At 67.3% G+C, this 17,826-nt stretch carries 20 protein-coding genes; all 20 read right to left on the bottom strand.

The window, feature by feature from the left end:
- Positions 1-12 precede the first annotated feature (12 nt).
- A complete protein-coding gene (locus B9B60_RS13410) occupies positions 13-1,533 on the bottom strand; it encodes an AI-2E family transporter (protein ID WP_084452168.1) in 1,521 nt (506 codons plus the stop codon).
- A 161-nt stretch (positions 1,534-1,694) separates the two neighbouring features.
- Positions 1,695-2,192 carry a hypothetical protein gene (locus B9B60_RS13405; RefSeq protein ID WP_084452158.1) on the bottom strand — a complete coding sequence of 166 codons (498 nt, stop codon included), beginning with the start codon at positions 2,190-2,192 and terminating at the stop codon, positions 1,695-1,697.
- 8 nt (positions 2,193-2,200) lie between these two features.
- Positions 2,201-2,764, bottom strand: coding sequence for a DNA/RNA non-specific endonuclease (locus tag B9B60_RS13400; RefSeq protein WP_159451213.1), 564 nt, complete (start codon positions 2,762-2,764; stop codon positions 2,201-2,203).
- A gap of 165 nt (positions 2,765-2,929) precedes the next feature.
- Positions 2,930-3,112, bottom strand: a complete 183-nt coding sequence (locus tag B9B60_RS13395; protein ID WP_084452155.1) for a hypothetical protein — start codon at positions 3,110-3,112, stop codon at positions 2,930-2,932.
- A gap of 317 nt (positions 3,113-3,429) precedes the next feature.
- Positions 3,430-3,924, bottom strand: a complete 495-nt coding sequence (locus B9B60_RS13390; protein ID WP_084452153.1) for a hypothetical protein — start codon at positions 3,922-3,924, stop codon at positions 3,430-3,432.
- A gap of 610 nt (positions 3,925-4,534) precedes the next feature.
- A complete protein-coding gene (locus B9B60_RS13385; RefSeq protein ID WP_084452152.1) occupies positions 4,535-5,125 on the bottom strand; it encodes a hypothetical protein in 591 nt (196 codons plus the stop codon).
- A gap of 270 nt (positions 5,126-5,395) precedes the next feature.
- Positions 5,396-6,262, bottom strand: a complete 867-nt coding sequence (locus B9B60_RS13380; RefSeq protein WP_084452150.1) for a TNT domain-containing protein — start codon at positions 6,260-6,262, stop codon at positions 5,396-5,398.
- A 221-nt stretch (positions 6,263-6,483) separates the two neighbouring features.
- The gene (locus B9B60_RS13375) at positions 6,484-7,077 is read right to left on the bottom strand and encodes a hypothetical protein (RefSeq protein ID WP_084452148.1); all 594 of its coding nucleotides are present in this window, start codon (positions 7,075-7,077) and stop codon (positions 6,484-6,486) included.
- Positions 7,078-7,351: 274 nt separating this feature from the next.
- On the bottom strand, positions 7,352-8,197 hold the full coding sequence (locus B9B60_RS13370) for a TNT domain-containing protein (RefSeq protein WP_159451212.1): 846 nt from the start codon (positions 8,195-8,197) through the stop codon (positions 7,352-7,354).
- A 531-nt stretch (positions 8,198-8,728) separates the two neighbouring features.
- Positions 8,729-9,226, bottom strand: a complete 498-nt coding sequence (locus tag B9B60_RS13365) for a hypothetical protein (RefSeq protein ID WP_084452144.1) — start codon at positions 9,224-9,226, stop codon at positions 8,729-8,731.
- A gap of 12 nt (positions 9,227-9,238) precedes the next feature.
- The gene (locus B9B60_RS13360) at positions 9,239-10,660 is read right to left on the bottom strand and encodes a DNA/RNA non-specific endonuclease (RefSeq protein WP_084452142.1); all 1,422 of its coding nucleotides are present in this window, start codon (positions 10,658-10,660) and stop codon (positions 9,239-9,241) included.
- Positions 10,657-13,302, bottom strand: coding sequence for a LysM peptidoglycan-binding domain-containing protein (locus tag B9B60_RS13355; protein WP_084452140.1), 2,646 nt, complete (start codon positions 13,300-13,302; stop codon positions 10,657-10,659). Before B9B60_RS13355 ends, B9B60_RS13360 begins: the two co-directional genes overlap by 4 nt.
- A complete protein-coding gene (locus B9B60_RS13350; RefSeq protein ID WP_084452138.1) occupies positions 13,299-13,721 on the bottom strand; it encodes a TadE/TadG family type IV pilus assembly protein in 423 nt (140 codons plus the stop codon). Before B9B60_RS13350 ends, B9B60_RS13355 begins: the two co-directional genes overlap by 4 nt.
- Positions 13,722-13,726: 5 nt before the next feature.
- Entirely contained in the window at positions 13,727-14,143 is a 417-nt protein-coding gene (locus B9B60_RS13345) for a TadE/TadG family type IV pilus assembly protein (protein ID WP_084452136.1), read from the bottom strand.
- Positions 14,140-14,535 carry a TadE/TadG family type IV pilus assembly protein gene (locus B9B60_RS13340; protein WP_084452134.1) on the bottom strand — a complete coding sequence of 132 codons (396 nt, stop codon included), beginning with the start codon at positions 14,533-14,535 and terminating at the stop codon, positions 14,140-14,142. The genes B9B60_RS13345 and B9B60_RS13340 overlap by 4 nt, the downstream gene beginning before the upstream one ends.
- A gap of 42 nt (positions 14,536-14,577) precedes the next feature.
- On the bottom strand, positions 14,578-14,793 hold the full coding sequence (locus tag B9B60_RS13335) for a hypothetical protein (protein WP_084452132.1): 216 nt from the start codon (positions 14,791-14,793) through the stop codon (positions 14,578-14,580).
- 53 nt (positions 14,794-14,846) lie between these two features.
- Positions 14,847-15,737 (bottom strand): type II secretion system F family protein, encoded by an 891-nt coding sequence (locus B9B60_RS13330; protein WP_084452130.1) that lies wholly within the window; start codon positions 15,735-15,737, stop codon positions 14,847-14,849.
- Complete coding sequence (locus B9B60_RS13325; RefSeq protein ID WP_084452128.1) at positions 15,734-16,579, bottom strand: type II secretion system F family protein; 846 nt, start codon at positions 16,577-16,579, stop codon at positions 15,734-15,736. The genes B9B60_RS13330 and B9B60_RS13325 overlap by 4 nt, the downstream gene beginning before the upstream one ends.
- Positions 16,576-17,511: an ATPase, T2SS/T4P/T4SS family gene (locus B9B60_RS13320; protein ID WP_084452126.1), complete on the bottom strand. Its 936-nt coding sequence runs from the start codon at positions 17,509-17,511 to the stop codon at positions 16,576-16,578. Before B9B60_RS13320 ends, B9B60_RS13325 begins: the two co-directional genes overlap by 4 nt.
- A 52-nt stretch (positions 17,512-17,563) precedes the next feature.
- Positions 17,564-17,826: integrase core domain-containing protein (locus B9B60_RS13315; protein ID WP_143445587.1), on the bottom strand; the 263-nt coding region annotated here is incomplete at its 5' end.

The raw sequence follows: 17,826 nt of genomic DNA, 5'->3' as shown, positions 1-17,826 counted from the left end.
TGGCCCGCTCCCCTACGTCGGCTGGGCGCTGCGTCGCTCGCGCGGGTCGCTGGCGATGAACTGGTTGATCCAGCGGGCCCTGGGGTCACGGTCGATGAGCAGGCTCTTGACGAGCAGGGTGCACGGGATGGCGAGCAGCGCGCCGAGGGCCCCGAAGACGTAGGCCCAGAAGACGAGCGACAGGAAGGCGGTCGTCGCATTGATGCCGACGGCGTCGCCGGTGAACTTCGGCTGGAAGATCGACTGGATGACGAAGTTGACGACGCAGTAGATCGCGATGACCCAGATCATCGTCGACACCCCGCCCGACAGCAGCGCGATGAAGGCCGGCGGGATGAGGCCGAGGACGAAGCCGATGTTGGGGATGTAGTTGGTGACGAAGGCGAGCAGACCGAAGGTCATCGCCAAGGGCACGCCGAGCCAAACGAGCGCGAAGTAGTCGATGACGGCGACGATGATGCCGAAGACGGTCGAGACGATCCAGTACTTGCGCACCCGGTAGCCGAAGTCGACGAGGGCGTCGGCGACGTCGGGCTTGTGCCGGTGGATGGCCGACAGGCGCCCCTTGAAGCCGCCGGCGTCCATGACGAGGAAGATCATCACCGTCAGCAGGAAGAGCATCGTCGTCGTCAGGCCGGTGATCGTGTTGGCGAGCGAGGTCGCCAGGCCGGTGAGGTTGCGCAGGTCGAAGTTCGAGATCGCCTCGTCGATCTCCTGGGCCTCGATGCCCCGCTCGAGCAGCAGGTCGCGTCCGTCGCGCACCAGCCCGGTGAAGGTGCTCGTGTACTCCGGCCTGGCCAGCTCGGTCGCGAAGCGGCTGGCCGCCAGGCCGATGGACGCTCCGAGGAAGGCGAGGATCCCGTAGAGCATGACGATGAGCAGCAGCCCGGAGATGATCGAGCCGAGGAAGCGGCGCAGCACCTTGTAGACCGGATAGACGGCGATGATCAGGGTCATCGCGAGGAAGGTCGGCGCGATGATGCCCGACACCTCCCGCAGGCCGGAGATCGCCACGGCTCCGGCGGCCAGCCCGAGCAGGATCGTCAGGGTCGGCGACAGCGACACCCGCACCCGCGACTCCTCCTCGGGCGCCTCGTGCTCATGGGTCGGGTCGGGTGTGCGCGTCTCGGCGACGGGGATGGTCTCGGCGTCGTCGTCGGCCTCGTCGGCCTGCCGCACCTCCCCGTCGGTCGTGTGCACGACCTCGTCCTCGCTCTCAGCACGCTCGTTGAGGAGCTCGCTCTGCAAGTCCCCATCACGCTCGCTTGGGTCCCACGTTCCGCGTGGGCGGAGCTCGCTCTGCGAGTCCCCATCACGCTCGCTGAGGAGCTCGCTCTGCGAGCGTCTCGAAGCGACGTCCGAAGGGGGGTCCGTCGCCTCGTCCTGCTCCGGCTCCGCGTCGGGCTCCTCGTGGACGGGCTCCTCGACGACCTCGGCCTCGACACCGTCCGGCTGCGCGTCCTCCCCCGACCGTTCCTGCTCCACGCGTGCATCCTCCTGGGACGAGATGGTGCGGTCTCCCCGCGCGCTCATCGTGTCACCTCGAGGGGCCGTGTGGGAGCAGGGCCGTCAACCGTCGACGAGCCGCATCAGACGACCGCGGTCGAGGTGTCACTGCACAGGCGGTCTCAGAGCCGACGCATCCGCACCAACGACCTGCGGCTCGCGGTTGGCCGAGCTGCCCTACCGGCCCCTCAGCCCGTGAAGGGACTCTGGTCGTCGCTTGCGAGCCAGTCCTTGTACCGCTGGACGCTGGCCAGCCACTCGTCCTCGGTGTATCGCTGCTTGACCAGGTGCCAGTCAGGGATGTTGTCCCAGTCGCGGGGGTGCCGCCGCAGGTCGTTGATCCACGACTCCTCCGCGGGCTCACGATCACCGAATGTGGCTGGCTGGTCGTAGTTGAACGTGAAGTGGTACTCCCCCGATGGCTCGACCGTGCACTCCATCGAAAACCATGTCCCCCTCCCACGCTCGTACATCGCACGATCGAGGTCAGCGGCAGCAATAGATGCTTCGTCCGGAAAATATCGGACGGGCGCGTCCCGGCCAGGCACGTCGGCCAAGAAGTCCAACCATGAGTGGCCGTTGATGGTCGTGACGTAGCCACTCGCCTTGGTCCACCCGGACGGGGCGGCAGCGAGCATGTCCCGTGCGATGGACTCCTGCAGCTCATGCACCTTCTGAATGTTCATTGGCACTCCTATTCGTTCGCAATGAACTCTCGGGGTTGGGTCTCGCCGTTCTTCGTCCATTCGACCATGGACTTGTCGGGGCGCTTGGAGTCGCCCGAGTAGACCGGGATGACCTTGGCCTCGAGTTCTGGTGGCGGCTTCTTCTTCAGCAGCGTGCGCCACTGGTTCTCGAGACGGGCGTAGTCGGACTGGTTGGCCTGCTTCGACATCGCCAGCAGGTTGATGCCCTCGCCCGGCCCGCCCACGCCCTTGCCGAAGATGTGCCCGCCCTGGTCGCCCGGCAGCCGGTCATCCCCGCCAGCCTTGCGCTGCTGGTACCCGCTGCGGCGGCCAGGCTCGTCGGTCAGGACACCGTGTGCCTCGGTGACTCGACCGTGCTCGTCGGTGACGTACACGAATCGGTTGTCGACGACGTAGGTGCTGTTCGGTTTCGGATTGTTCAGTTCCTTGTTCCAGTTGAACTTCTTGCCGCCGTCGACGCGAACTGCTCCCTCTGGGATGTCGTAGGAGCCGACTTTCTTCACCGGGTCGCGTCGGATCCCCCGGTAGATGTCTTCGACTTCATCGGCCACTCGCCTCGCACCGCGGCCGCCAAGGCGACCGAAAGGCCCGAGCAGGACAGAGGCTGCCAGGTTGGCGCGGCCACCGTTCGAGGACAACTCCCTCTTCCAGTACCCCTTGGGGTCCTGGGCCGAGTAGCGCCAGCGACGCGATTGCAGTCCTCACGATGTTTCCCTCTAGCTGCTGCAAGACTTCTTGTAGCCGACCTGCGTGGCGTCGACCTTCCACGGGTCGTCGTGGTGGCGTCCGCGCTTCATCGTCACAAGGTTGACCATCTCGGTTCCGGCCTTGATCGGCTTGCCCTTCTGGTCGGTCCGGACGTCGGTGCCCTTCTTGAGGGTCTTGGGAAGCTCACTCACGCATCTCGAAGCATGGTCGTCTACGTCACGCAGCTTCTGGTTCTCGTAGATGACAGTACGAAAGGAGCCTGCCTCGGCGCTATGGGCAGCACTCCCCATGCGCCCCAACACCATTCGTAAGCTGGCCGAGCGCCAGTTGCGGCGCCCAGCTTCTTGGTCACCTCCTGGCACCGGCCGACCATCACCTCGCCCTCAGCCGTCGATCAGCTCCACCAGACGACCGTGGTCGATGTGTCACCGCACAGGCCGTCTCAGAGTCGATGCATCCGCACCAACGACCTGCGGCTCGCGGTTGCCCGCGCGGCCCTACCGGCCCCTCAGCCCGTGAAGGGACTCTGGTCGTCGCTTGCGAGCCAGTCCTTGTACCGCTGGACGCTGGCCAGCCACTCGTCCTCGGTGTATCGCTGCTTGACCAGGTGCCAGTCAGGGATGTTGTCCCAGTCGCGGGGGTGCCGCCGCAGGTCGTTGATCCACGACTCCTCCGCGGGCTCACGATCACCGAATGTGGCTGGCTGGTCGTAGTTGAACGTGAAGTGGTACTCCCCCGATGGCTCAACGGTGCACGCCATCGAAAACCACGTGCCCTTCCCGGACTTGTACATTGCCTCACTCAGATCCGACGTGACGATGGTTGCCGTGTCCGGCCACATGACGTCGGGTTCTTGTCCAGGTACGTCTGCACGAGCCGAGAACTGCATGTAGCCATCGATCGACGTGGCCGCCGCTCTCACCTGAGTCCACCCCGGCGGAGCTTGCTCCATGAGGTCGCGAACGATCATCTCCTGCATCTGTCCCACCTGCACCGCGTCCACCGCGCCTCCTCACGTGTTTCGGACAATCACTCGATCTTGCCGTCTACCGTCCTGCTTCCATTCGACCATGAACTTGTCGGGGCGCTTGGAGTCGCCCGAGTAGACCGGGATGACGTGCCCCGACACGAGCCCGCGTCGGCCAGGCATGCCGACGCCTGTAGATCAGGCTTGGTCAACGTGATCTGGTCAACGGCCTCCTGACGGACAGAAGCCACCGACACCCGCGGTCGTACAACCTGCGCGGCCGGAACCACGGGGGAAACCTTCGGTACCGACCCAAAACATCCAGATACAGCAGTTCCAGAGGCAACCTTCGCGCCAACACACGCACCGAGACCTGCAGCGATGCGCGACCTTTCCTCTTCTGTCAGGGGCTTCGCCGGCGACACCGCAGGCTGATTGGTGGGCGTGCTCGCCGGTGAACTCCCGTCTCCAGCCCCGGCGCCGGTTCCAGTACCTTCGTCCTCGCTCCCATCGCCCTCCTCATCGTCGGCGTTGAACCACGCTTGTCCGGAGTTCCCGTTGATATCGACGATGGTTTCGGTGGGGAGGAGGGCAGACGCCGGCAGAGCCACAGCCAGAGTCAGGGCTGCGGCCGATCCGAGCACAACTACTTTGCGCACGGTGACTCCTTCGCGTCCTTACCGAGCAGCAGTTGGGACTTGTCGAGCTGCCAAGTCTTGCCGCCGTCCGGGGTCGTGTAGCTGACGAGATGGACATTCTCCTGGGGCCCCTTGGGAGCGGGCTTGCTGGGGTCCTCAGGGCGAGAGGTGACGTCCTTGCTCCCCTGGTAGTAGCGAACGGTAGAGGTGCTGCACTCGTACACCGTCAAATCCCAACCGCCCACTGCGTCGGGGTTCGACTCCGCGAGATGGGTGGATTCGACCGTAACCGTGCCCTTCTCTCTGATCCCCTGCTTCTTCATCTCCGCCCTTGAGCCGTTGTAGGCCTTGATGTAGGAGGCCGTGGCCCACTCGGTTCCCTCGGGCAGTGGGGTGTTGGGGTCGTGTGCGCGAAGTTTGGGAGAGACCTTCTTTGCCTCCGCAAAGGCGTAGTCGTCGTCGTACGTCGGCTCCGATGACGTTGAGCTGCTCGACGCACTCGTCTTCTCACCGTCAGCGTCGCCACCGCACGCAGCCAAGGTCAGCAGCGCAGCAGCGCAGGCCAAGGCCTGACTGGATCGAGTGAGCGTCGGGCGCATGGATGTCCCCTCGGTCGGCCGCGACGGGTGTCGCCAACATTGGTCCCCAAGCCACACCATCATGGAAAGCTCACTCACGCATCTCGAAGCATGGTCGTCTACGTCACGCAGCTTCTGGTTCTCGTAGATGACAGTACGAAGGGAGCCTGCCTCGGCGCTATGGGCAGCACTCCCCATGCGCCCCAACACCATTCGTAAGCTGGCCGAGCGCCAGTTGCGGCGCCCAGCTTCTTGGTCACCTCCTGGCACCGGCCGACCATCACCTCGCCCTCAGCCGTCGATCAGCTCCACCAGATGACCGTGGTCGAGGTACCACCGCACCGGATGCTCCCCGACGATCATCGCCCCACCACCCGGCTGCCCGAACCACGCCACCGCCGTGCCCTCCCGCGCATCCGGAAGCCTGTCGACCACGCGGTAGCGGTGGTACTCCGCCCCCACCATGTCCGGCGGCTGCGACCGCCTCGCGAAGGGAGTGCCCAGCGCAAACAGCTGCGACCCCGACTCGTGACCGACCCGATCCAGGACATCCCCCGGCCCCACGCCAGGCTCACCCGCGTGGCCCCGCTGTTGGGTCCGCGCGACGATCCCCTGCCCCGTGACCTGCCCCCGCCGAGCCAGCTCCTGCCCGTCAGGAGCCACCTCGACCGGACCCCGACCCCGCACCAACCGTTGCAGCACATCCACCGCCAGCTGAGGATCCTCGTAAGACTCGTAGTGCCGGAAGCGCCCCATCGTCATCCCACCCACATGGAAGGCACCCTCTGACACCACCACCGCCCAGCGCCCTTCGGGCGGGGCGTCATCCGGTTCGCTCGGCGCCGGCATCCGAGACACAGCCACGTCCCGGCATAGACCGCGCTGCGACAGATGTGCCCGGAAGTTGTGCGCGAGATCGGAGTTGACCATCCCCTGCGCAAAGGACCGTAGATCCGGAAAGCGATACCGGGTCCTCTGCTTCCCACGGCTCCACCCCGTGATCTCGATAGAACCATCGCCCAGACGCTGCAGTCGCGTGGTCCCATCCGTCTCCCGAACCTCGGGATCACCCAGCCACCCGAGATAATCCCAATCGCGCCCCACGGAACGCAAGTACGCGTGCAGATCCTCAAGCGTTGCGACATCGCGTGGGTGCATCAAGGTCCTTCAGATATCCCTGCTTGACGCAGTTGACACCGCTTCGGCGGGGCCCTGCGGCTGCGTCGTGGTCTGACTCTTGGGAACCGATGGTGTATCAGCCACTACTTTCCACCGAGAACCCTTACCGTTCTTGTCGATGATGGTCTTGGTAGGCACAAAGGCAGCGGATGGCAGTGTTGTCGAGAAAGTAAGTGATAATGCAACCCCGACCGCTAGGGTCAGTCGCTTGCGCACGGCGTCTCCTTGACCTCAGCGCCGTAGACGAGTTGGGCATTGTCAATCTGCCAGGTCCGGCCATCATCAGGCGTCTTGAAGCTGAGAAGGTGGACATTCTTCTGGGGCCCGGACGGCATCGGCTTGTTCGGGTCTTCGGGACGCGCGGTGACGTCTTCCCCATCCTTAAAATACCGGACCGTGGATGTACTGCATTGATACATCGTGAGATCCCAACCACCTGGCGCTTCGGGGTTTGAATCCAACGGGTGCATCGCATCTACGGTGACCGAGCCCCTCTCCACTACACCGGCGTTCTTCTGGTCGGCGACGTCTTCGTTGTACGCCTTGATGTACGAGCGAGTGGCCCACGTTGCTCCCTTCGGAATTGGCTCGTTGGGCTTAATGCCACGAAGCTTCGTCTGAGCCTTTTCCGCCTGAGCGTATGCGTAGTCGTCGTCGTAGGTCGGCTCCGAGGACGTCGAACTGCTCGACGCGCTCGTCTTCTCACCGTCAGCGTCGCCACCGCACGCAGCCAAGGTCAGCAGCGCGGCAGCGCATGCCAAAGCCTGGGTGTATCGAGTAAGCGTCGGGCGCATGGATGTCCTCTCGGTCGGCTGCGACAGGTGCCGCGAACATTGGCCCCTACCCCACCCCATCAAGGGAAACCCACACACGCACCTCGAGACGCGGTCGTCCACGTCACCCCAGTGATCGACCCTGTCGACGACCGCACGTACAGGTCCCGTCCCAGCGCGATGGGCCACACTCCCCACGAGCCGCAACACCCGCCCGCAAGCCGGCGAGGCCCGTGACCTACCGCGACGAAACCCCTGGCGACCCTTCCGCCAGCTGCCGAACGCCCGCACGACCTCACCCGTCGACGAGCTCCACCAGATGACCATGGTCGAGGTACCACCGCACTGGATGCTCCGCGACGATCATCGCCCCGCCACCCGGCTGCCCGAACCACGCCACCGCCGTGCCCTCCCGCGCATCCGGAAGACCGTCAACCACCCGGTAGCGGTGATACTCCGCCCCCACCATGTCCGGCGGCTGCGACCGCATCGCGAAGGGAGTGCCCAACGCAAACAGCTGCGACCCCGACTCGTGGCCCACACGATCCAGGACATCCCCCGGCCCCACCCCAGGCTCACCCGCGTGGCCCCGCTGCCGGGTGCGCTCGACGATCCCCTGCCCCGTGACCTGCCCCCGCCGAGCCAGCTCCTGCCCGTCAGGAGCCACCTCGACCGGACCCCGACCCCGCACCAACCGTTGCAGCACATCCACCGCCAGCTGAGGATCCTCGAAAGACTCGTAGTGCCGGAAGCGCCCCATCGTCATCCCACCCACATGGAACGCACCCTCCGACACCACCACAACCCAGCGCCCCTCGGACGGGACCGGGCCGTCCGTCGAGGTCGCCTTGACGACCTGCACAAACTCGTACAGCCCTTGCCCCGACAGCTCGAGCCGCACCTTGTCCGCAAGATGGTCGTTGACGAACACCTGTACCGCGGATCGAAGATCGGGGTACTCGGCGGTGGACATGTGGGTGCCGCGGCTCCAACCAGTCACCTCGACACGGCCGTCCGACAACCTCTCGAACAGCGTGGTGCCATCGGTCATGTAGACATCACGGTCATCTCGCCAGCCGATGGTGAACCACTCACGGCGCTCGCCCTCCAGATACGCGCGGAGATCCTCAAGGGTGGCCACGTCACGTGGGTGCATCAAGTTCCTCCAGATATCCGTTCTTCACGTACTGAAGCGGCCCAGATATCGCGCCGCATCCTTGTGAGTTGGAAGGATGCGAACCATGCCGAAGAAGATCGGATCAGCATCCCCTGCATAGATGTCCTCTCGGTCGGCCGCGACGGGTGCCGCGAATCTGGTCCCCAGCCCACTCCACCACGGGTGCTCCACTCCCACACCTCGAGGCACGGTCGTCTGCATCAAGCAACTTTTCGCTCCCGTAGCCGGACCGCACTATTGGTCCCGGGCTCGGCGCGACGGTTAGCACTCCCCATGCGTCGCAACACCATTCGCAGCCCGGCAGGCCCATGAAGTATCGCATCCACATCCGTGGTCACCTTCTGGCACCTGCCAACCGGCACCACGGCGTCAGCCGTCGACGAGCCGCACCAGACGACCGCGGTCGAGGTGTCACTGCACAGGCGGTCTCAGAGCCGATGCATCCGCACCAACGACCTGCGGCTCGCGGTTGGCCCGAGCGGCCCTACCGGCCCCTCAGCCCGTGAAGGGACTCTGGTCGTCGCTTGCGAGCCAGTCCTTGTACCGCTGGACGCTGGCCAGCCACTCGTCCTCGGTGTAGCGCTGCTTCACCAGATGCCAGTCAGGGATGTTGTCCCAATCACGGGGGTAGCGGCGCAGGTCGTTCATCCATGTGTCGTCCGTGGGCTCACGGTCGTCGAATACCACCGGCTGGTCGTAGTTGAACGTGAAGTGATACTCCCCCGATGGCTCGACAGTGCACTCCATCGAAAACCAAGTCCCCTTGCCCGGCTGGTACATCGCCTTCGGCAAGTCAGCTGACAAGAACGTGGCTTCGTCGGGAAAATAACGAACGGGCTTGGGCGCGCTCGGCAAGTCCGCAAGCGAATCAAACACGGTGACTCCGTCCAACGACGACACCTCGATCTGGATTCGCGTCCAGCCACTTGGCGCCTGATCAACGGCATCACGCACGATCGCCGCTTGCATGCCTGCTACCTGCTGGACGTCCACGGGTCGCTCCTCCTAGTCATTGTTGATGAGGGTTCGCTTTTGCTGCTCGCCATCCTTGCTCCATTCGACCATGAACTTGTCGGGGCGCTTGGAGTCGCCCGAGTAGACCGGGATGACCTTGGCCTCGAGTTCTGGTGGCGGCTTCTCCTTCAGCAGCGTGCGCCACTGGTTCTCGAGACGGGCGTAGTCGGACTGGTTGGCCTGTCTCGACATGGCGAGCAAGTTGATGCCCTCGCCCGGACCGCCGACGCCCTTGCCGAAGATGCGCCCGCCTTGGTCGCCCGGCAGCCGGTCATCCCCGCCAGCCTTGCGCTGCTGGTACCCGCTGCGGCGGCCAGGCTCGTCGGTCAGGACACCGTGCGCCTCGGTGACTCGACCGTGCTCGTCGGTGACGTACACGAATCGGTTGTCGACGACGTAGGTGCTGTTCGGTTTCGGATTGTTCAGTTCCTTGTTCCAGTTGAACTTCTTGCCGCTGTCGACGCGAACTGCTCCCTCTGGGATGTCGTAGGAGCCGACTTTCTTCACCGGGTCGCGTCGGATCCCCCGGTAGATGTCTTCGACTTCATCGGCCACTCGCCTCGCACCGCGGCCGCCAAGGCGACCGACAGGCCCGAGCAGGACAGAGGCCGCCAGGTTGGCGCGGCCGCCGTTCGAGGACAACTCCCTCTTCCAGTACCCCTTGGGGTCCTGGGCCATGTCACCCCACGAGCGGATCTCGTCGGCCGCGGTGGACGCACCAAACCGCGACAAGGGGTTGTCGGATGGGATCGCGAAGGGGGTGCCGGGAACCGGGATCACGTAGTCCAACTTCGGGACCGACTCCACGAAGTCGGCTGCGCCATCAATCGCATCCAGTGCGTCCGCGCCGCGCTCGGTGAAGATCACCTCGTGTTGCCACCAGTCGTTGGCCGCGTCGACCGCTTCGCCGGGGGTGGGCGGTACCGGGATCTCCACACCAACCTTCCCGACCTTGCGTTTGACGTCTGCCCACCAGTTGCTAATCGGGTTGTCGGCAAAGGGCCCAGCGGTCGGTAGCGCTGTCGACGCGTTCACCCACGAAGGACGCCTCCCGTCGAGCCCTCGCAGAAGCTCACGCACATCGTCGAGGGGATCACGGCCAGGAGGCGTTCGCCCGTGCCCGCCGGGCACCGCCCCGCCACTGGATGCCTGATCTTGCTGCTCAGCCTGCTCCTCCAAGAGCCGGGCAAACGCAGACAACCGGTCCGCCGCAGCCGTCAGCTGCGGCGACGCCTCCCGCCAATCACTGGCAAAGACCTCCGTGTCGTCGCCGACCCAGGACTCCACCAACGTGCCCAGCTGCGACGACCCTGCCTGCTCGACACCCGCGACCTGCTTGGACAGCCCCGACAGACCAGCGGCGATCTCACGCAACCTGCCGGTGTCCGCCCCGTGCGTGACCTGCGCGCTCATCGGGACCTCACCCCTTCCGGCCGTTGCGGGGCAAGAGTGGCCTGCCCGGCGGGCGCTGGGCGGGGCTCCTCCCCGAGGGCGGCGGCCTCCTGGGCGAGACCGGAGAGGTCACCGACCGTGGACTCGGCCTCGTCAAGCACGCTGCTCGCCTTGTCCCGTTGGCCCGCCTGCCACGCTGCGTGGACCTCGTCGCGCCACAGCATCTCGCTCAAAGGTTCGGCGAGCAGACCCTTGCGAGCCGCCCACGAAGCTCCTGCAGGGTCACCTGCGCGCAGGCATCGTTGGGCGAGCTCGTGGGCGATGTCGGCCACCGCGGCGCTGATCTCCCACCGGTCATTGATCGCCCAGGAGAACCGGCCCTCGGGTGTGGCGTCGAAGGGCTGGCCGGTCACGAGTGTAAGCGCCTCACGGACTCGTGGTGAGTCCGCATCGGCCAAGGTCGTTCCCACCAGCTTCCGTAGGTGCTGCCAGTCGACGCTCACGTCCTCCAGCTGCAGGTGCACGGCATCCCCCTTCGCCTCGCCGTCCGTCAACGGATGCATCCACTGCTGCGTCTGGCGCACGGCCCCGTGCACGTCGTGCTCCGGCAGCCCGAGCAGGTGGGCGACGCCCGCGAGGTCGGAGCCCGGGTGAAGGGCGATCAGGGCAACCAGCTCGGTGGCCAGCGCCTCGTCCTCGGGCAGCGGTCCGGTGCCGGTCACCTCGACACGACCCAGCACCCGTATGCGCGAGTGCTCGTTGGTGAACTGCGCGAGGCTGGTCGTCTCTTCGTCGGCAGGCCCCGCGGGACGGGCGAGGCTCTTGCGCGGCAGCGTCTGCAGGGTCAGGGGATCCACACGGGCGCCTTGTGACCAGCCGGGCCCCGGGACCGGCTCATGGGAGGTCGAGCGGAGCAGCTCAAGCAGGTCCATGTAGTCGGGGCGAGCCAGGAGTGGTGGGCGCACCATCATCCCGGTGGGGTCGAGGATCCCAGCGAGCGTGCCCCCGCTGGCGTCCACGGTCAGCGACCACTGAGACAGGCCTTCGGACCTCGAGACGACGGCCAGCGCCCCCGCAGGTGCCTGCGAGCGCAGGGCTCGAAGCCGCTGCACCTCGGCTGCGCTCAGATCGGTACCGACCAGCAAGACGTGCGGCGATCCAGACCTTGCACTGCCTTCCCAGCGGTCCAGGACCTCACCGACGTCGGGGGTGTACGTCACGTCCGGGAGCCCGAGCGCCTCCACGAGGTCTGCGCCGGCCCCCACCAGGCTCACCTGCGGTCGATCATGTGCCGAGGTGGCCAGGTCGATGGCGATGGCGGCCAGCACCGCGTCGACGTCGGGGCCGGCGCCGGCAAGCTGCAGCGCACCGATCTGCTCGAGGTTGATGAAGATGTGACCGCCGTCGTCGTCCTGCCCGAGAGTCACCAGGCAGGGCCACGGGCTGGAGCCGTCACCGGTGCCGGCCGGCGCGCCGGACCGGTCGAGCACCCAGGTCCCTCCACCGGCCGGGACCCACGGGTGGGGCACGGCCAGATCCTCCTCCACGACATACACCTCGATCGTCTCGGCACTCAGGCGTGCCGCGCGAAGGGAGGGAAGCGCCCCGGGAGCGCAGCGACGTGCCAGATCAGCCAACGCCGCATACAGGTCGCGCGGCGCAGCCTCGTCGCCTTCGGCCTCAAGCCGTGCCAGTGCGCGGCTCGCAGCGGTCGACGGCACGACCAGGCGCCAGCCGGGCGGGCGGGTGCGTCGCTGACGTCGTCGTCGTGAGCGCACCAGCGCCAGAGCACCGGCGCACGCGATGACGCCCAACCCGACGGTGGCGGCAGTACTCGCAGTGTCGGCGACTGGTGCCGTACCCACGGAGCCGTCACTGCCACCTCGCAGGTCAGCGGCAGGTTGTGCCCGCACGGGGCTTGGACCTGCATCGTGCCGAGGAGGGGTGGCTCCGCTCATCTGCTGCTCGAGGTCCGCTTGAGCGGGGCTCGGCTGGGCTGCTTCCCCTTCGGCGTGGCCGCTGACGACGGTCTGCGGGACCACGACCTGCCAGCCGGGGCGGATGGTGTCGCCCGCCCGCAGGCGACCGCCATCGGGCTGCACCACGTGAGCCGACGCCTCGACCAGCTCTGGGTAGCGGTGGCCGTCGCCCAGCTCCCGTTCGGCGATCCCCCACAGGGTCTCCCCGGCGCGGACGGTCACGGTCTGCACGGACTCCGACTCGGGCTGAGCAGCCGGGGCCGTCGCGCTGGCCCGGACGACGGGGCGGGGGTCGGCCTGGGCCACGGCGGGTGCCCCGACGGCGAGCATCGCGGCAACGGCGCCCGTCATGGCCGCGGCGCGACCTTGCTGCCATGACAGACCGGGAAGTCGTGGGGCCGGGACTCCGCGGATGGCAGCGGGGATCTCCACGAGGAAGGAGAGCGTCAGGCTCGCCCACACCAGCCAGCCGGCGACGGTCACGATCCCGATGAGCAGCGTGCCGTCATCCGGGCGGGTCAGTGCGCCGCCGACCTCTTCGAGACTGGGCAGCTGCGACGGAAGGGGGTTGCCGCCCAGCACGATCAGGGCGAGCGGCAGCCCGACGAGGATCAGCACGATGCCCAGCAGTGAGGCCAGGCCGCGTGCCAGCACCGTGGTCCGGGAGGCGGGCGCGTTGCTCATGGCGCGCTCCCGGGGGTGACGCGCTCGAGATCGGTCACGGCGGTCGCCGTGAGGGTGTCGGGCTGCAGGATGGGCATGATCTTCGGCGACCACGACTGGGTCGTCGTCACGCTCACCTGGCTGCCGCTGACGGTGACCTGACCGTCCATGCCGGTGGAGTCAAGGTAGGCCTCCGCGGCCTCCGCGGCGCGTTGCGGGTCGACGCCGTCGGACCGTCCGGAGATGACGCCGGTCGTCACCTCTTGGGCCGCCGCACGGCCGGTCTCGTTGGCGACCATCGTCACCCGTCTGGCCTCGTTGGCCTTGTCGGCCACGTCGTAGACCAGCCCTCCCACGAGCATCAGGGCGCTGCCGATGACCACGGTCCACACCGCCGCATAGCCGCGCTCGTCACGCAGACGCCGTCGCGTCTCCCCCACTGCGTTCACCTTCCTCGGTATCGGTCGATCGGGCTGACGGCCTCACCGGTGAAGGTGCGGTCGTTGGTCGGGACGAGAGCCGCCAGGTCCGACAGCGGCACCCGGCAGGAGACGTCCACGCTGACCTGGCCGGGCGTGCCCACCGGGGCCGCGAAGCCGCTGGTGTCGACGGTGACCGTGACGTCCTCGCACGACATGCCCTGCTGGTCGAGGTAGTCGCGGGCCGCGCTCTCTGCTGCCGGCTGCGCCTGGGACGCTTCGCGCTCGATCGACGCCGCGCGGGCTGCGCTGAAGGCCGCCCCGTCGACGTGCGACGTGGCCATCGCGGTGCGTCCGAAGATGCCCACCAGCGCGAGCATGCCGACCAGCACCGGTGCACAGATCGCCAGCTCCAGGCTGATGCTCCCCCGGTCCGACCTCATGGCTGCGTCACCCGCTCCACCGGAGCGTTGATCTCGGCGCGCACGTCGGGCATGGGGACCAAGGGGACGATCGAGGGGGCCGGGGCGGTCACGGTCGCGGTCACCGTCGTCGCCGACCGGGAGACCCTCAGATCGGCGTCCTCCATGGCCGACACCCCTGACAGGTACCTGCGTCCGGCAGTCACACCGTCGGCGTCGGCCGCCCCCTGCACGCGCGCGCTCTCCACCGCGATCTGCGCGGCGTTGGTCGCGGAGGTGTTGGCCATGAAGTACGCGGCCGCCTGGACGATGACCATCGTCGCGAAGATGATGACCGGAGCCAGCACGGCACCCTCGAGCGTCACGACCCCCTGGTCGGCGTGTAGCCGACCCGAGGTGCGTGGCGCGTCCACGTGTCGTGGCGAGAGCATCATGACTGGCAGCCGTTCACCGGGTTACGGGCTGGGGATCTGGTCGGCCCAGTCCTCGAGGTTGCCGGTGATCACCGCGGCGACGGTGACCACGACGGCGAGGACCAGCGCGCCGAGGATGACGTACTCGAGGGTCGTCAGTCCGGCCTCGGGGTCCTGGCCGCGTGCCTCGACCGCCCGGTCGAGGCGGCGCACGGGAGCCATGCACAGCATGGCGATGACGGTGAAGAAGCGAAGCATTGGGTTCCTCCCTGGTGGTGGTGCTTTCGGTCAGTTGGTCAGGTCGAAGGGGGTCAGCCCGGGGAGAGCTGCATGGCTGCGGGGATGAGCATGGCGATGAGGAAGAGCACGGCCAGTGCGGCCAGCGGGATGCCCATCGACGACGTGGCCGCGTTGGCCGCCGTCTGCTCGCGGGTCAGGAGACGGTCACGCATCGAGGCCGCGCGGGCGAGCAGGTTGTCGCTGACGCTGGCGCCCGAGTCGTTGGCCAGTCGGATGATGTCCGCGACCTCCTTCAGCTCGGGCACCCCCGTGCGCCCAGCGAGCCGCTCGAGCGCATCCCACGACGTCTCGCCGGCCCAGCGGGCCAGCCGCAGCTCCTCACGGATGCGCAGGAACATCCACGAGTCGGACTTGTGCGCTGCCGAGTCCAGGGAAGCCACCAGCCCAAGACCCGCCCTTCGGGCGATGGCCACCAGACGCAGGTACGACACGGACGCGTAGGCGAAGTCCTCACGGCTGTCCTTGGCCCGGTCGCGCACGCTCAGGTCCGGCACGAACCACGCGAAGGCCGCGAACAGCATCCCGATACCGAAGGGGATGACGAAGCCGAGCCCGAGGAGCATCGGCAGGAAGGTGCACGCCAGCAGCGACGCGAAGGTCGCGATGACCTTTTTGCCGTAGTGCACCTCGACCGGGATCTGGAGCAGGGCCAGGTCCGCCTCCGGAGCACGCAGGAAGGTGTACCGCTCGGTGCGCGCCAGCGCCCACGAGCCCAGCCGTTCGGTCCGCGTCAGCTCGCTGCTTCGCGTGGTCCGGCCCCGCTCGGGGCGAAGCGTGTCCGGCCGCAGGCGCGCGACTGCGGCGTCCAGGGCCGGGCTGGACGGCGTCAGCCCCGCGAGGACCAGGGTCACGCCGATGCCCGTCACGGCGGACAGGAGCATGGCCAGCACGAGAGGACTCATGACCGCCCCTCGCTCGGGGTGGGCGTGACGAGGAAGCGGGCCAACGGCTTGACGCTGGCCACGCGCTTGAGCCAGTACAGCGCGCCGAGGAAGAGCATCGCCAGCAGCAGGAGACCGACCTGGCCGTTGGGCGTGCGGTACTGGGCTCCGATGGGGGTGACGAAGACGAACAGCGCCAGCACCGTGACCACGATGATCGTGATCAGCCGTGCCTGGGTACGCGCCCCGGCTCGGGAGGCCTCGATGTCCCGTCGGGCGCGGACCTCCTCGGTGACGTCGGCGGCGATACCGCTCAGGGCCTCGCGCAGACCGGCCCCCTCGTGCTGGGCTGCCTGGATGAGGGCCGTGGCCACGAAGTCACCGACCTGGTTGTCCAGGTCGTCGGCGAAGGCGTAGAGCGCGTCCGTCAGGGGACGTCGGGCATGGATGCGGCTGATGAGCATGTCGACCTGCGGCCGGATCTGCTGCGGGCACGAGGTGCGCGTGGCGATGATCGCGCTGGCAATGCCTTGCCCCGCGCCGATGACGCTGGCCAGAGAGCGCACCCACTCCTCGACCGCCTCGAGCTGCTCCGGGGTCGTGCCGCGGTCCACGCGCATCAGCCACGGCAGGGCCACGGCAAAGACGGGCAGGATGACCAGCGCGATCACCCACCCGTACAACGCCAGCAGCAGCCCGATCACGGCCCCGATGAGCAGATTGCGCCGGTCGGTCGCGCTGAAGGTCGCCGTGCGCGTCCGCTTGGGGCGAGAGGCCGGGGCGGGCGGTGAGGTCCACCCGGCGACCACGAGGGTCAACCCAAGGGCCAGGCCCATCGCCGAGATGATCACCAGGCCCGTCATCGCGCTCCCCGATCGCGGACCAGCAGGTCGGGAGCTGGCCCCCACGTGCTGGCTGCAGGGTCCAACCAGCCGGCGTCGAATCCGTGACGCTCCACGTCGCTGATCCACGGGGGCAGCGCTCCCGTGGGGCGGGCGCGTCCGAACTCGTCCGGTTCGAAGATCCTCGTGTGGGCCACGTGCGTGTCTCGCGAGACCTCGAGGGCGACGACCTCGTCGACGTGACGCCACTTGCGTCCACCCTCCAGGTGGGACTCGTCGACCAGTGAGATGTGCACGATCAGGTCGACGTTCTGCGCCACCAGCCGGTAGCCGAAGGCAGTGTCGAGGTTGCCCCGGGCGCGGGTGATCAGCGTGACCAGACGCTCGACGGTGTCCAGCGCCGAGTGGGCGTGCACGGTCGAGACAGATCCGCGTCCGCCCTGCATGGCCTCCATCATCGCCATGACCTCCTCGCCGACGACCTCGCCGACGACGATGCGCTTGACGTTCTTCTGCAGGCTCAGCTCGATCAGTCGGGTCAACGAGACTTCGCCGACAGGGCGACCGTCGACACCGACCTCGCCGCCGCTCTGTGCCTCCGCCGCCCACACGCGCTGGTGCCGGTGCGGCAGGCGGTGCATCAGCAGCTCGTACTGCGCCTCGATCGTGGCCAGGCGCTCGTTGGGGTCGAGCTCGTTGAGCAGCGCTCGCACGAGAGTCGTCTTGCCCGAGCCCGCGTCACCAGAGACCATGACGTTCTTGCCGGCCCGGATGGCCGCTGACAAGAAGGCGTGCAGCGAGTCATCGATCGCACCCAGCGCCTTCATCTGTGCCAGGTCGGTGTCGATGTACGGGTGCTTGCGGATCGTCACCGAGGGCCGGTGCGACAACCAGGCCTCGGCGGCCATGCGCGACCCGTCCGGCAGTGCCAGCCGCAGCCACGGTCGGACCATCGAGAACTGCTGCTCGCCGGTGGCCGAGGTGCGTGCTAGGTGTACTCGGCCGTCAGGTTGTTGACAGTCGGCTGGTCGGGGCGAGGCCGCCGAGTGCGGTGTGGCGGCGTTCAGTGTTGTAGTGCTCGAGCCAGGGCGCAAGGGCGGCTGCTCGTTGCTGGTTGCTGGTGAAGACCTGCCGGTAGGCCCACTCGGTTTGCAGGGTGCGGTTGAAGCGTTCGACCTTGCCGTTCTGCCAGGGGCAGTGGGGCTTGATGAACTTGTGCTTGGCGCCCAGCTCGTCGAGGACGGCGCGCACGTCGTGGGAGTTCTTGT

The sequence above is a fragment of the Janibacter indicus genome (assembly GCF_900176385.1).
GTDB classification, from domain to species: Bacteria; Actinomycetota; Actinomycetes; order Actinomycetales; family Dermatophilaceae; genus Janibacter; species Janibacter indicus.
The sequence above is the reverse complement of the archived record's forward strand: the minus strand, read 5'-3'. Positions and strand labels throughout refer to the sequence as shown.